This is a genomic window from Chryseobacterium sp. CBo1 (genome assembly GCF_001693475.1).
GTDB lineage: Bacteria > Bacteroidota > Bacteroidia > Flavobacteriales > Weeksellaceae > Chryseobacterium > Chryseobacterium formosense.
This window is the reverse complement of the sequence record NZ_MAUH01000034.1, coordinates 48,063-62,055: the sequence shown is the minus strand read 5'-3', so window position 1 is coordinate 62,055 and position 13,993 is coordinate 48,063. Positions and strand designations below refer to the sequence as shown.

The window sequence follows — 13,993 nt, the reverse complement described above, 5'->3', positions numbered from 1 at the left end:
CGATTCTATCGTGTGGCTTTTCTTTTAAAAACTCTCTCAAAAGTTTTATCTTTATAAAAAACATAAAGATGAGCAGAAATTACAAATTCCATAATCCCAAAGCTTTATATTTCATAAGTTTTGCCGTCGTAGGTTAGTTGGATGTATTTATCAGAAATGAATACAAAGAAATTCTTTTAGAAAGTATAAAATTTTGTCAAAAGAATAAAGGCTTAGAAATTCATGCATGGTACATTATGTCGAGTCATGTACACTTGGTTTTTCGAAGTATCAATGGTCAGAAACCAGAACTTTTGATCGGTGATTTCAAAAGATTTACAAGCAAGGCAATTGTTAAGGCTATTAAAGAAAATCCTAGAGAAAGCAGAAAAGAATTTCTTTTAAACTTCTTTCTCAAAGAAGGCTCAAAAAGTTCGAATGTAAACCAATATCAATTTTGGAGACATGACAATAAACCTATTGAGTTGTGGAGCAATCATGTAATCAACCAAAAGATTAATTATGTCCATCAAAACCCTGTAGAAGCGGGTTTGGTTTTTCGTGCAGAAGATTACAGATATAGCAGTGCTTTAGATTATTCTGATGAAAAAGGGCTTTTGGATGACGTTGTGGTTTTTAGAATGTTTGATTTCTAAGATGACTGACCACACGAAAGGATTCGTGCGGCAGCGGGGGAATATATTTGAAGATGTTGCAGATGTAAGAATTAAACAATTTGAAAGTGCAAATGCTACAGCTGAGGTGGAAAATGCACTTATTTTTAATTCTTCCCGAAAAATATCCGAATTTTGGACTTCTAATTTAAAGCATACCATATTTTTTCCGGAAAGATTTAGAATAAAAATGATTAATTCTATTGTAACACACAATCATCCTAGAGGTTTTGATTTAAGTATAGCAGATATTCTGACGCTTTTAAGAAACAATCTTGCAGAAATTAGGGCGGTTACATCTAATGGAGATGTATTTAGTATGAAATATAAGGGTAAATTGATTAACAAAGATAAATTAATCGATGATATAGAAGAAATTCAGAAAGATTTTACAAAAAATGGAGGTTCGTTAGAAGATGAGTTTGAACAAGTGTACAATGCTATTAAAAATGATGTAGAGTACATACATTATACTAAACAATAAAAATAAAATATTATGGACATAAATTTTAAATTAGATTTCTTTTATTATAATGAACTGCCAGTTTTAGATGGTAGAGATCCAAAAATGATTGAACTCACTCCTCATATTGATAAATTTAAAACATTCTTAGCAACACAACCTTTAGACAAAATAATTGAATTGCTTGTATTCACTTATAAAGACAAGTATGCACAAACACAATTTTGGACGAGGAAGCTACTTGTCAATAATTCACGATTAATTGATGACGAGTATCCGCCATACTTAGATGAAGATACAGATAAATTTTTAAGTGCGGATAGTATTAATAGGAATGATTTAAAACATTTTATCTGTAAAATGATATTGGATTTAGAAAGAGGATGCTATTTTTCAAATTATATAGAATTTGCTTTTATGAAAGAACAAAATATTAATAAATTTAAAGAAGCTGTAGAAAGAAGCCTCAATGGAAAGCAGTATCAGATATTGCAGTCAAATGGAGAAATTACATTTAAAGTGGAGAACTCACCAATAGCAAAAGTAGAAATTACAAATAAAAAAGTAAAAACTATTTTTAATCCTGAAAAATGGATTGCATATTATGGTTTGGGCTAAAAAATTAGATTTTTCTTGCTGCCGCACGATTGTATCGTGTGGCTTTTATTTTACAAACTCTCTCAAAAGTTTTATCTTTATAAAAACAATGAGGAGTAGAAATTACAAATTCCATAATCCTGAAGGATTATATTTCATAAGTTTTACCGTCGTCGGTTGGCTGGATGTATTTATCAGAAATGAGTACAAAGAAATTCTTTTAGAAAGTTTAAGATTTTGCCAAAAGAATAAAGGTATGGAAATTCATGCATGGTGTATCATGTCAAGCCATGTACACTTGGTTTTTCGAAGTATCGATGGTCAGAAACCAGAACTTATGATCGGTGATTTCAAAAGATTTACAAGCAAGGCAATTGTTCAGGCTATTAAAGAAAATCCTAGAGAAAGCAGAAAAGAATTTCTTTTAAACTTCTTTCTCAAAGAAGGCTCAAAAAGTTCGAATGTAAACCAATATCAATTTTGGAGACATGACAATAAACCTATTGAGTTGTGGAGCAATCATGTAATCAACCAAAAGATTAATTATGTCCATCAAAACCCTGTAGAAGCGGGCTTGGTTTTTCGTGCAGAAGATTACAGATATAGCAGTGCTTTAGATTATTCCGATGAAAAAGGACTTTTGGATGACGTTGTGGTTTTTAGAATGTTTGATTTCTAAGATGACTGACCACACGAAAGGATTCGTGCGGCAGCGGGGGTAGATCCCAAAGTTTTGGAGATACGTTCTAAAATTTACACCACGTATGATCCATGTAATGTCTGCAAACGAGAAATTCTTACCAGAGCTAGAATTTATCCAAAAGCCAACTTTGAAATAATTAGGCCTATGTTTAAAAATGCAGAGGGGTTGATAATACCAGTACAAAAAGATTTGCATTTTTCCGAGTTTTTAAAACAAAATAATTTAAAATAAGAGATATGTCTTTACAGTATATACAGAAAGTAGAAGATTTTATAACAAAATCAAATAAAAAATCGTTTCCAGTTTTACCAGATGAAATTAATGATTTAGAAAAAAAAAATAAAATTACTCTTCCAAAATCTTACAAAGAATTTTTGTTTTTTACAGGGAAGTATTTTGCTCCTTTGGACATAAATGGATTAAGTGCAGAGTTTTTAATTTTAGAAAAAGCTAACGAAAATGCTAGATCAAATTTAAAAGAATACGGACTAGAAAAATTAATTACCAAAGATTTTTGGGTAATAGCCGAAATGGATGGGTCGGTTTTTATCCATTATATATTTTTGGATGAAGGAGATAATCCTCCAGTTTATACTCTGGATATGGAAGGCTACACAGAATTTCCGGATATGAGAGATGAGTTTTATGGCAAAATGACCAATTCATTTTCAGATTATGTGGAAGCATATATAGAAAGTTATGATCCAAAATATGATTAAATCTTTAGCCCTCCGCTGTCGCACAAATCACTGCGTGTGGCTTTTTATTTTACAAACTCTCTCAAAAGTTTTATCTTTATAAAAACATAAAGATGAGTAGAAATTACAAATTCCACAATCCTGAAGGGTTATATTTCATAAGTTTTGCCGTTGTCGGTTGGCTGGATGTATTTATCAGAAATGAGTACAAAGAAATTCTTTTAGAAAGTTTAAGATTTTGCCAAAAGAATAAAGGTATGGAAATTCATGCATGGTGTATCATGTCAAGCCATGTACACTTGGTTTTTCGAAGTATCGATGGTCAGAAACCAGAACTTATGATCGGTGATTTCAAAAGATTTACAAGTAAGGCAATTGTTCAGGCTATTAAAGACAATCATAGAGAAAGCAGAAAAGAATTTCTTTTGAATTTCTTTCTCAAAGAAGGCTCAAAAAATTCGAATGTAAACCAATATCAATTTGGAGACATGACAATAAACCAATTGAGTTGTGGAGCAACCATGTAATCAACCAAAAGATTAATTATGTTCATCAAAACCCTGTTGAAGCAGGCTTGGTTTTTCGTGCAGAAGATTACAGATATAGCAGTGCTTTAGATTATTCTGATGAAAAAGGGCTTTTGGATGACGTTGTGGTTTTTAGAATGTTTGATTTCTAAGATGACTGACCACACGAAAGGATTCGTGCGGCAGCGGAGGCTTATCCAAAGATTTAACAATTAAATATAAAAAAAATGAAATACAAATTTTCGACACAAGTTTTTGGTCAAGAAGGTATTTATGGAATTGAATATGATTCAATTCCAAATAATGAAAAAGCCTTGTTTGAGATTAATTCCCATATTTGGACATCCGAAGAAATACAAAATATACTTGATGAGATTGATTCAATTACAGTAGGAAATAATTTTCAATATTCTGTAGAGGGAGGTCATTTATTGATTGTAGCAGATAAAGAAGAAACTCATTTATTTAATGAGCTTAATCGATTACAAAAAATAGCAGATATAATTTGGTCTACAGAAAAATTAGTCAATTTTTTAAAGGACTTTAAAGAATTTTTACAGAAAAATGGTAGATAATTTTAATTAACGGCAACCATAAGTTGCCCCCCGCTGCCGCACGATTCTATCGTGTGGCTTTTCTTTTAAAAACTCTCTCAAAAGTTTTATCTTTAAAAAAACATAAGATTAGTAGAAATTACAATTTCCACAATCCTGAAGGATTATATTTCATAAGTTTTGCCGTTGTAGGTTGGTTAAATGTATTTATCCGAAATGAATACACAGAAATTTCTTTTAGAAAGTTTAAGATTTTGCCAGAAGAATAAAGGCTTAGAAACATATACCAAATATAGTTCTCAAAAACCTCCTCATCATCTTGAAGAATATTTTAGCATAAAATTTATCCACAAAAGCAAAACACGACACCGTTTGTCGCAGTAAGCTCATATATTTGTTTTATAAAATTCAGGCATGAAAAAAGATTTTTATCTTACGAGATATGCACTAATCATCAAAAAATTAGAGAGCGCTCCTGCTACCTATTCCCAGCTGGAAGATTATCTTCTGGACTCTTTTGAGTTTCAGGATGCGGATATCAAAAGCTATTCAATCAGAACTCTGCAGAGGGATATTCGTGAGATTTCCAATCTTTTTAATCTTTCCATTCACAACAAGAAAAAGGGTGACAACCGTTATTATATCGAAAGCCGCCCTATGATGGAAGTGGATGAGTACAATCAGAAATTGCTGGAGTCTTTCCAGGTAAGCAATGCCTTAAACAATCATCCCGATTTCGCCAATTACATCTTTTTTGAAAGCCGAAAACCAAGCGGAGCAGAAAATTTTTATGATTTATTCTTTGCCATCCGCAATAAAAGAATTGTTTTGTTTGAACATTACAACTACAAAAACAAACTGATGACTTCCCGAAAGGTTCATCCTTTAGCCTTGAAAGAATCCAAAGACCGATGGTATCTTATTGCGATTGACACCAAAGACAAAGCACTGAAATCTTTCGGTTTAGACCGGATTAATTATCTGGATGTGACGCCTCAGAAATTCAGAGAAAAGTACAAATACAATTTCAGGGAGCATTTCAAAAATGCTTTCGGAGTGATGAATCTTACCGAACAAAACCCACAGAAAATCGTCTTGAAATGTAGCCGTCATCAGGGCGAATACATCAGAAGTTTTCCTTTGCACCAGTCACAAACAGAAACAAAAGAAACACCTGAAGAGATTTATTTTGAATTTTTCCTCCATCCTACTTATGATTTTATGCAGGAGATTTTATCGTATGGAAAGGAAGTGCAGGTTTTAGAACCGATAAATTTAGTTGACGACATTAAGAAACATTTACAGGAATCTCTGAATAATTATTTTGAATAGTAAGATCAAATCTGTTTTTGCATCTTTTTTGATTACATTTACATATAATTAGAATCCGTTGAAAGTTTTATACCTGTTTTTGATTTTTGTATCAACATTTTGTTTTTCTCAGCAGACCGAGGAGTTCAGAATGGTAAAACACTATTATAATCAGCACAGAACCTTACTCAATAACGAGTTTAAAAAGAAATTCGATGCAGAAAACAATCCGCTGTATAAATCTGCCGTTAAGAACGATTTTTTGTTCTTCATGAAAAAAATGGACAGTATTGAAAATGTCGCTCTCATTGCAGCTTTGTTAAAGGTTAAAAACCTTGAAGACGTCAAGAGATTAAAACCTACACTAACCAATAATCAACAAAGCTCTGAATTTTCTAAAACGATTGACAAAACAGCCGATTATCCCGGCGGAATTAATGCCTTAAGAAAAGAAATTGCCCAGCTTTTTTATGGAGACGGAGTACATTCTGAAGCAGGAAATGTAAAAACCAATATTGGTTTTATTGTTGAAAAAGACGGAACCATCAGTAATGTAAAAGCCGAAGGTGACAATTTTACATTTAACCGACAGGCAGAAATAGCAGTCTACTCCATTTCTGAGAAATTCTCCCCTGCTTATATCAACGGAACTCCTGTCAGATACAAATTCAGGCTTCCTTTAGCACTGAATTTCGAATAAATTTATATTTAAATTAATCTCAAAAAATAATTATTGAAAAGCTTATTTTTGTACTAAGCTTTTATTTTTATGTTTACCGACGAATATTTTATGAAAATGGCTTTGCAGGAAGCCGAATCAGCTTTTGAGAAAGATGAGGTTCCTATTGGCTGCGTTGTGGTATCAAATGATCGTGTGATTGCAAGGTCGCATAATCTCACCGAAACGTTAAACGATGTGACCGCACATGCTGAAATGCAGGCTATAACTTCTGCTGCCAATTTTTTAGGAGGAAAATACCTTATCAACTGTACACTGTACGTGACTTTAGAACCATGTGTAATGTGTTCCGGAGCACTTTCCTGGGCACAGATTTCGAAAGTTGTCATCGGTGCAAGAGACGAACAGCGTGGATTTATCAATAAAAATCTTTCCCTTCATCCTAAAACAGAAATCGTTACGGGAATAATGGAAAACGAGTGCTCTTCTATCGTAAAAGAGTTTTTTAAATCTAAAAGATAGATTGAGGCTAGGGCTGAGGTTGAGACTGAAATATTCAATAAGATTTTCATTAACCTTAACCTTAGCCTCAACCTAATTTATAAATCTTTTCCTAAAAAATACAAACCTTTCAGCGTGTGAAGTCGGTCTGCGATATGTATTTTTTCGGTTAGAGGTTTGTAAACGTGAGAAACACCGCCTGTTGCAATGACAAAGCAGTCATCCTGAACCTCATCATTAATCCGATCGATAAAGCCTTCTACCATTCCGAGGAAGCCGTAAACCATACCGCTTTGCATACAGGTAACTGTATCTAAACCTAAAACAGATTTCGGTTTTACCAGTTCAATTTCAGGTAACTGAGCGGTCTGACTGATCAATGAATTTAAAGAAGTTATAATTCCCGGCGCAATAATAACGCCCATTGTTTCACCATCTTCGGCGACACAACTTGCGGTAAGCGCAGTTCCGAAATCTAAAACAATCTTCTTTCTCCCGGGATACATATTGTGAGCAGCAACCAGATTGGCATAAATATCGGTTCCCATCTGTTTCGATTTTGCCACAACTTCAGAAGGTGTAGTACGATCTACCATAACAGGCATAATTCCATGGATTTTTCTGATGGCAGAAGTAATTTCTCTTGTTAATTGCGGAACTACAGAACCTACAATTATCTTTTTTATATCCTGAGGATCAATTTTATACGTCTGATACAAAATCAGCATCTGACCATGTAGCTCATCGGCGGTACGATAAGGCTTTGTATTGATAATCCACGAAATATCACAATTATCATCATCAAAAAGACCAAATCTGATATTGCTGTTTCCAACATTGATTACGATAGAATTCATTGACATATTTTTCAGCGGAAATTCATCAGAATTCAGGAATAAAAGATGAATATCCTATTAATTTTTCAGAGGTAAAAATAATACTTTTCTTTAAAAATATCCTTTCAATATCAATGAAAATGGTTTATACTTGTGATAGATTTATTTAGATCAAAACAGATATGAAAAACGTTCTTGCATTTATTCTTATTATTCAGTCCGCATTCTACTTCTCACAAAAAAATATCAAAATGTATCCCGAAAGAAAAGGAGATACACTGATTTACTATGCAGACAATCAGGAAATCTATCCTGTTTCTATGGTTTTCAGCGGACAGCCGGAAATTGAAAATTTAAAAAAGCCTGAAATTTTCAAAACCACACAGGTTATTCCCGCAAAAACAACAAAATATAAGGTCACTTATTTTGTGGTAAATGATCAGAAAAAAAGCTGGAAACTAAAGAAAATGCCAAATTACAAAAGCTACAAGGGAGATATCACCATAAAAAACTACGACAAAAATTATGTCTACGATCTGCCTTTTCGCAAGGGAAAAGCACTTTGGATTCACCAAGGTTATAACGGCAGTTTTTCTCATCAAAATGAAAATTCTTTAGACTTTATCATGCCTGAAGGAACCGAGGTTTTGGCGGCACGCGAAGGTATGGTCATTGATATTGTTCAAAATAATAATCAAAGCTGCCCGACGAGAAACTGCGCTCCTTACGGCAATTATATTTCAATCTTGCATTCTGACGGAACGATTGCTGAATATTTTCATCTTCAACAAAATGGTGCACAAGTAAAAGTTGGAGAAACGGTAACTAAAAGTCAGCCCATCGCATGGAGCGGGAATACAGGCTGGAGCAGCGGTCCTCATTTGCATTTCGTCACTTTTCTTCCGAGTGCAACTGCAGATAAAAACCGACTTACGGTAAAAACGCTGTTTAAAACCGGACACGGAGATAAGACTGAATATTTAGAAGAGGGAAAATCGTATGCGAGAGGGTATTAATTTCAAAAATTGAATTTTAATTTTCTTGCTAACGTAAAAGAATTTTACTTTTTAAATTCTTTTTTACTATTTATCAGTAACTGATATAGCTCATCAAAGTTGATGGCTAAAGAGTTAGCAGACATACAAAGTGGCGTATTATGATATTTAAAACTAGTTTTAAGTGATTTTCGTTTTAACCAATGAATTGTTGAATTAATATAATAAGATGGATTTTTAAGCAAAACAAGAATAAAATTTCCATTATTAATTTTTACAATTTTGATATCTCTTATGTCTTTCCATGGGATAAATCCCAAACCAAAAATACTTGTATTATCAATAATACCTTTTTCATTAATGATTAATCCCGGATTTTTATTAAACAATCTGATAAATAATATGACTAATGCAAAACCGAAGAAAATAACGAATAGAAGTCCTGCTAAAAAACGAAAGAAAGGTCTCATTATCCAAGAGTGCCTATTGGAATAGTTGATTGATTGTGGTTCGTAAATAATTAACAACAATCCTAAAGCAACAAATAACAAAGCCCCTAAACACAATAAGCCGATTTTCACTTTACTTAATGGAATTTCAATCTGTTGTGACTCATTATTAATATCCATAAAATATTTGTTTATGTATTAAAAAAGCTTCCGAATTATCAGAAGCTTATATTATTAAAAGAAAAAGAATTAATAATTATCCTCTTCTCCTTTCATTTTTTCAGCGTTTTCGGCCATAATTACTGCATCAATCATCTCTGAAATATCACCATTCATGTAGGCATCAAGATTGTACATCGACTTGTTGATTCTGTGGTCGGTAACTCTTCCTTGTGGATAATTGTATGTTTTAATCTTAGCAGAACGGTCACCGGTAGAAACCATCGATTTACGCTGTGCAGCAATATCTCCCTGAACTTTCTGCAATTCGATGTCGTATAGTTTGGTTCTCAACATTTCCATTGCCAGTTCACGGTTTGCGAGCTGAGAACGAGCCTGCTGACAAACAACCACCATTCCTGAAGGTTTGTGCGTTAACTGAACCTTAGTTTCAACCTTGTTTACGTTCTGACCTCCTGCTCCACCTGAACGTGAAGTCTGCATTTCAATATCGGCAGGATTTAATTCAAAATCAACTTCTTCAGCTTCCGGAAGAACCGCAATCGTAATTGCTGAGGTATGAACTCTACCCTGAGATTCAGTTTCCGGAACACGCTGTACACGGTGAACTCCGGATTCGAATTTCATGATTCCGTAAACGCCCTCTCCTTCCACTTTCATGATGAGTTCTTTGTAGCCTTTTGCCGCTTCGTTGGAGTCGGTCACTTCATGTCTCCAACCTTTCGTTTTGAAATACATAGTGTACATTCTGTAGACATCTTCCACGAAAATCGCCGCTTCGTCTCCTCCAGTTCCGGCACGAAGTTCCACAATAACGTTTTTATCGTCGGCAGGATCTTTAGGAATCAAAAGAACTTTAAGCTCATCTTCAAGACCGGGAATTTTTTCTAAAGCTTCATTTTTTTCGATTTTTGCCAATTCAACAAAATCTTTATCCGAACCGTCTGCAATGATTTCGTCTGACTCTTCGATTGTATCTAAAGCTCCTTTATATTGATCGTAAACTCTTACAATTTTTCCCAAATCACTATATTCTTTGTTTAAAGAAGAATATCTTTTCTGGTCTGAAATGACATCAGGCTGAATAATAAGATCGGCAACCTCATTATATCTCTGTTTTATCGCTTCTAATTTTGGAATTAATGATTTAGACATATTAAAAATTTAGTTGGCAAAGATACGGAATTGGCAACGAAGAACAAAAGCTCAATTTCATGACTTTAGATCTCTGATTTTATTTGTTTTAAACTAAAAATAAAAGCTCATGCAAAACACATGAGCCTTTGGTGTAAAAAAATTAATAATATGAATCAATTATTATAAATGGTTATTAGTTTTTAATGATTTTCTTCGAAACTTTTTGTCCGCTTTTCAATTGTAATTCAACGATGTAAATTCCTTTCTGAAGGGACTGTATATTGATCTGATTATTAATAAATTGTACATCCATTCTCTGGCCTACCATATTCGTAACATTTATTTTTTCAACCTCAGAATCTGTTTTGATATTTAAAATTCCATTGGTCGGGTTCGGATAAATTCCTAATGTTATTTTTTTAATATCGGAAGTTCCTAAACCGCTTGTTATTTCTTTGATACATCTAACAGAAGAACCTTGCCCTCTCGGTGCTCCCGCTGATGGATTTCCAATAGTAGTACCTACATATAAATATTTAGCTCCCAATCCTGTAGTAGTTGAACTCCAGAAATAGCCTCTCTGTCCCACAAATTCAAAACTACCATTTGTAAATGAACGGTTACCTCCCGCCGGAAGCTTAAGTTTACTTGCGTATGCTGTTGCCGGATTGTTTATTCCTTCTGCATTTTTAGTGGCTGTCCAATCGGCCTGGGTTGGCATTTTCCAATCTGAGCCTACAATTTTACAAGGATCTGCTCCGTTTGTTGAGGTAATAGAATTAGAATTTGCTGTCCATTGATCATTAAGATCATTTCCTCCCCACCAAGATCCTAAAATAAAAGAGGCCGAATTATTCAAACCAACCGGAGTGTTTGGTGAAGGCTCATTAGAGGTTGCTGAATTTCGATTTTGATGACCATCATCCCATCTTCCCCACTGGAAAAGATCTCCATAAGAATCGGCATCTGTCATAGAAGTTGCAACCTGTAAGCTTCCCAAATTTTGCTGAAGCCAAACTTTACCATCTGCACCTCTTACTGTTGTGTAAGTAACTTGCTGACCTTTGTATGTAAAAGTTACGCAGCCTGTATCTCCAGGATTAGTTCCCGGATCAGCATTATTGCACGCAGGAGTTGTATTTGCTAGTTGAATCTTTTTCACTCTTACTCCGTTTTGAGAATACGTAAGAACCAGAGTATTGTTTACGGCATCATATTGCAAATCATTGTAAGTAGCTGTTCCATCAGAAACAAAGTCTCCTCCGAAAGTTTCCCATGTATTGTTTGTAGAGTTATATTGATAAACCGTATTTTTTCCGCCATTTATAATCCATCCGCTTGCTACAGCATACAATTTTCCTGAAGGCGTTACTGCGATGGAAACATTATACAAATCATTTGAAATCCCGAAATCTGCATTACCAACCTGAACCCAGTTTGTACCGTCGAATTTCTTTACGTTTAATCTTCTGTTGTTTGATGCCGGAGAAGAATAAACCACATAAATTGTATTATCGGCTCCTAATGCAAAGTCTGCCGTCGAATTTACTCCTTCAGTAAATGTGCTTCCCACATTTGCACCTCCGACCAATGACCATTGATCAGATGAAGTAGCAGTTGCTGAGTTTTCAAATACTTTTACACCTGAAGAAATTCCACAAACATATACTTTCCCGTTAGTTCCAACAATCATTTCTGAAAAAGCCGGCGTACCGAAACCTGTAGCTCCAACCTGTTCCCATGCATTATTTACATATCGTTTTACCGAGCCTGATTCTGAATTTGAGTAAACGAAAAGGGTGTTGTTATTCGGAGAAACTGCTGAAGCCTGATAATTAATTGTCGCTGTGAATGGCTTTGCATATGACGTCCATGTATTTCCGTCAAATTTTCTTACTTCCATCCCGGAATTCGGATAACCGTCCTGATTGGTGTAAAAAACATTTCCTGAAGAATCTGTGGATAAAGAATTAAATGTTGCCGTTCCTGTAGTAATTCCGGCATTTCCGCCAACATAAGACCAAGAGGTTCCGTTAAATTTCTGTACAGAACCCTTTTGAACAGAAACATCATAATAAGATATATAATAGTTTCCCTGTGTATCGATGGCAAGATTATTATAGCTGCTCGTTCCCGCAGAAATATTTCCTGTAGAGCCTACATCAACCCATTGCTGCGCATTGAGCGAACTTATCGCCATTGTAAGAATTCCAATCCCTACTCCTATTCCTTTTACTTTAGATTGTAGATTAATAAACATAAAATTATTTTTATTTATTCTAAATTTAATTTAATTTTGCGCAAAATTAGTCTGCCCGATCATTCTATACTTATCATTTTCAAACTTTCATTTATCGGATGCAGATTTTTCTACTTGAGTATTATGAAACAAAACCGAGTAATAAGATGAATGAAACAAAAAGAAGCTTACTCTTTGAATCTGAAGACATTAAAGTAGTCTATCATGAAGATACAGTAACAGGAAAATATCTGAAATCAAATTTTATTGAGGGAGAATCGAGCTTTAATCTGCTTTTTTTACTAAGCCCGAATATCAATTTGCAGGCTTCAGATTGTGATACAAATTTCATGTTTAAAAAAAACCAATACATCCTTCATTATTCGTCATCGGAAAACCGTGCGGAATTATGGACGGAAAATCAGGAAGCTCTAAAATATTTTCAGATTCAGGTAAACTATCAGTATGTATTTGATTTAATTGAACCACAATCTAACCTTGAAAGTGCAGAAATTCTTGAAAACATGAAGAATAACAATTTTATTTTTCTTCATAAAGAAACTCCGCCACTGATGACCGTAGAAATGCATATGATCTTAAAGGAAATTTCCGGTTATTCTAAAAAAGGGGTTATGCAGAAGCTTTTTATTGAAGCTAAAATCATTAAGCTTTTAATTTTAATTTTTGAGCAGTTTAATGAAAAGGATATTGCAGAAGATTTATCTAAAACTCCAGAAACCATTAAGAAATTTTTAGATGAAAACTATCACAGGAATTTGAAAATTGAAGAAATTTCCAGAATCATAGGGATTAATCAGAATAAATTGAGGAGAGAGTTTAAAGAACATTATCATACAACCATCGTCGATTATATTTCGGAACTCAGAATGCTGAAAGCCAAGAAAATGATCATCAACAATAAGGTAATGATTAAAGAAATTGCAATAGAATGCGGCTATGAATATGTACAGAATTTCACCCGTGCTTTCAAAAAAAAGTTTGGCGTTTCACCTGAAAAGCTGAGGTTAGGGTAAAAGAAAAACCACCAAAATTACTTTTAGTGGTTTCATATATGTTGTTTTGCTTTGATATTACTTTCCCGGAATTCATGTGGGAAAGCAATGACAATCAATTAATGATGTCCGTGATCGTGACCGTGGCTATCGTGTAAGAAAGGACCGTGACCTTTTGGAGCACTGTAAATAACCTCAACTCCTTCCTGCTCTGTCAAAAGCTTGCTTCTGATTTGTTCAGGATCGAAAGGTTTTACTTTACCAAAATATTCTTTTAAACCTTCTGTTAACCACATTGGAATGACCAATCCGAAAAACATAAAGATACACCAGAATCCTACAAGGAACATTGTAATGAAATAGATTGTCCAAAGGAACTGATAAAACGGCCAAAATGCTGATAAAATCATTTTTTTTTCTTAAAGATTAGGGCAAAAATAAAACATTTTTCCTTTTCA

Annotated in this window: 18 protein-coding genes; 13 read left to right on the top strand and 5 right to left on the bottom strand. The window is 34.0% G+C overall.

All coding sequences use genetic code 11. The features are described from left to right. Positions 1 to 137 precede the first annotated feature (137 nt). From BA768_RS15180 to BA768_RS15130, 11 genes are all read left to right on the top strand, one after another. The gene (locus BA768_RS15180) at positions 138 to 635 is read left to right on the top strand and encodes a transposase (RefSeq protein WP_317039969.1); all 498 of its coding nucleotides are present in this window, start codon (positions 138 to 140) and stop codon (positions 633 to 635) included. Next, a complete protein-coding gene (locus BA768_RS15175) occupies positions 583 to 1,137 on the top strand; it encodes a hypothetical protein (protein WP_165601796.1) in 555 nt (184 codons plus the stop codon). The genes BA768_RS15180 and BA768_RS15175 overlap by 53 nt, the downstream gene beginning before the upstream one ends. A gap of 12 nt (positions 1,138 to 1,149) precedes the next feature. Then, the gene (locus BA768_RS15170) at positions 1,150 to 1,734 is read left to right on the top strand and encodes a hypothetical protein (RefSeq protein ID WP_065721437.1); all 585 of its coding nucleotides are present in this window, start codon (positions 1,150 to 1,152) and stop codon (positions 1,732 to 1,734) included. Between the two features lie 88 nt (positions 1,735 to 1,822). After that, positions 1,823 to 2,392 carry an REP-associated tyrosine transposase gene (locus BA768_RS15165; RefSeq protein ID WP_065721436.1) on the top strand — a complete coding sequence of 190 codons (570 nt, stop codon included), beginning with the start codon at positions 1,823 to 1,825 and terminating at the stop codon, positions 2,390 to 2,392. A 260-nt stretch (positions 2,393 to 2,652) separates the two neighbouring features. After that, on the top strand, positions 2,653 to 3,135 hold the full coding sequence (locus BA768_RS15160) for an SMI1/KNR4 family protein (RefSeq protein WP_065721435.1): 483 nt from the start codon (positions 2,653 to 2,655) through the stop codon (positions 3,133 to 3,135). Between the two features lie 92 nt (positions 3,136 to 3,227). Then, positions 3,228 to 3,641 carry a transposase gene (locus BA768_RS15155; protein WP_317039968.1) on the top strand — a complete coding sequence of 138 codons (414 nt, stop codon included), beginning with the start codon at positions 3,228 to 3,230 and terminating at the stop codon, positions 3,639 to 3,641. After that, the gene (locus tag BA768_RS21670; RefSeq protein ID WP_317039967.1) at positions 3,623 to 3,793 is read left to right on the top strand and encodes a hypothetical protein; all 171 of its coding nucleotides are present in this window, start codon (positions 3,623 to 3,625) and stop codon (positions 3,791 to 3,793) included. The genes BA768_RS15155 and BA768_RS21670 overlap by 19 nt, the downstream gene beginning before the upstream one ends. Positions 3,794 to 3,868: 75 nt before the next feature. Next, positions 3,869 to 4,216 (top strand): hypothetical protein, encoded by a 348-nt coding sequence (locus BA768_RS15150; protein WP_065721434.1) that lies wholly within the window; start codon positions 3,869 to 3,871, stop codon positions 4,214 to 4,216. Between the two features lie 393 nt (positions 4,217 to 4,609). Beyond that, entirely contained in the window at positions 4,610 to 5,527 is a 918-nt protein-coding gene (locus BA768_RS15140; protein ID WP_065721432.1) for a helix-turn-helix transcriptional regulator, read from the top strand. Between the two features lie 130 nt (positions 5,528 to 5,657). Next, positions 5,658 to 6,206 carry an energy transducer TonB gene (locus tag BA768_RS15135; RefSeq protein ID WP_083206703.1) on the top strand — a complete coding sequence of 183 codons (549 nt, stop codon included), beginning with the start codon at positions 5,658 to 5,660 and terminating at the stop codon, positions 6,204 to 6,206. 69 nt (positions 6,207 to 6,275) lie between these two features. Then, positions 6,276 to 6,707: a nucleoside deaminase gene (locus tag BA768_RS15130; protein WP_047482194.1), complete on the top strand. Its 432-nt coding sequence runs from the start codon at positions 6,276 to 6,278 to the stop codon at positions 6,705 to 6,707. Positions 6,708 to 6,784: 77 nt separating this feature from the next. Here BA768_RS15130 and BA768_RS15125 read toward each other — a convergent pair whose 3' ends face one another. Continuing rightward, positions 6,785 to 7,543: a type III pantothenate kinase gene (locus BA768_RS15125; RefSeq protein WP_065721542.1), complete on the bottom strand. Its 759-nt coding sequence runs from the start codon at positions 7,541 to 7,543 to the stop codon at positions 6,785 to 6,787. A gap of 161 nt (positions 7,544 to 7,704) precedes the next feature. Between BA768_RS15125 and BA768_RS21530 the strand changes: the two genes are divergently transcribed. Further along, positions 7,705 to 8,538: a M23 family metallopeptidase gene (locus BA768_RS21530; protein ID WP_065721430.1), complete on the top strand. Its 834-nt coding sequence runs from the start codon at positions 7,705 to 7,707 to the stop codon at positions 8,536 to 8,538. A gap of 44 nt (positions 8,539 to 8,582) precedes the next feature. On the opposite strand, the gene BA768_RS15115 is transcribed toward BA768_RS21530, so the two are convergent. The 3 genes from BA768_RS15115 to BA768_RS15105 form a co-directional block, all read right to left on the bottom strand. After that, the gene (locus BA768_RS15115) at positions 8,583 to 9,146 is read right to left on the bottom strand and encodes an STM3941 family protein (RefSeq protein WP_065721429.1); all 564 of its coding nucleotides are present in this window, start codon (positions 9,144 to 9,146) and stop codon (positions 8,583 to 8,585) included. A 69-nt stretch (positions 9,147 to 9,215) separates the two neighbouring features. Beyond that, positions 9,216 to 10,301 (bottom strand): peptide chain release factor 1, encoded by a 1,086-nt coding sequence (gene prfA / locus BA768_RS15110; protein ID WP_065721428.1) that lies wholly within the window; start codon positions 10,299 to 10,301, stop codon positions 9,216 to 9,218. A gap of 175 nt (positions 10,302 to 10,476) precedes the next feature. Next, positions 10,477 to 12,543, bottom strand: a complete 2,067-nt coding sequence (locus BA768_RS15105; protein ID WP_065721427.1) for a T9SS type A sorting domain-containing protein — start codon at positions 12,541 to 12,543, stop codon at positions 10,477 to 10,479. 98 nt (positions 12,544 to 12,641) lie between these two features. On the opposite strand from BA768_RS15105, the gene BA768_RS15100 reads away from it, so the two are divergent. Then, positions 12,642 to 13,556: a helix-turn-helix domain-containing protein gene (locus BA768_RS15100; RefSeq protein WP_065721426.1), complete on the top strand. Its 915-nt coding sequence runs from the start codon at positions 12,642 to 12,644 to the stop codon at positions 13,554 to 13,556. A gap of 98 nt (positions 13,557 to 13,654) precedes the next feature. Here the strand turns inward: BA768_RS15100 and BA768_RS15095 are convergent, their stop codons facing one another. After that, complete coding sequence (locus BA768_RS15095; protein ID WP_034677796.1) at positions 13,655 to 13,945, bottom strand: hypothetical protein; 291 nt, start codon at positions 13,943 to 13,945, stop codon at positions 13,655 to 13,657. Positions 13,946 to 13,993: the final 48 nt, after the last annotated feature.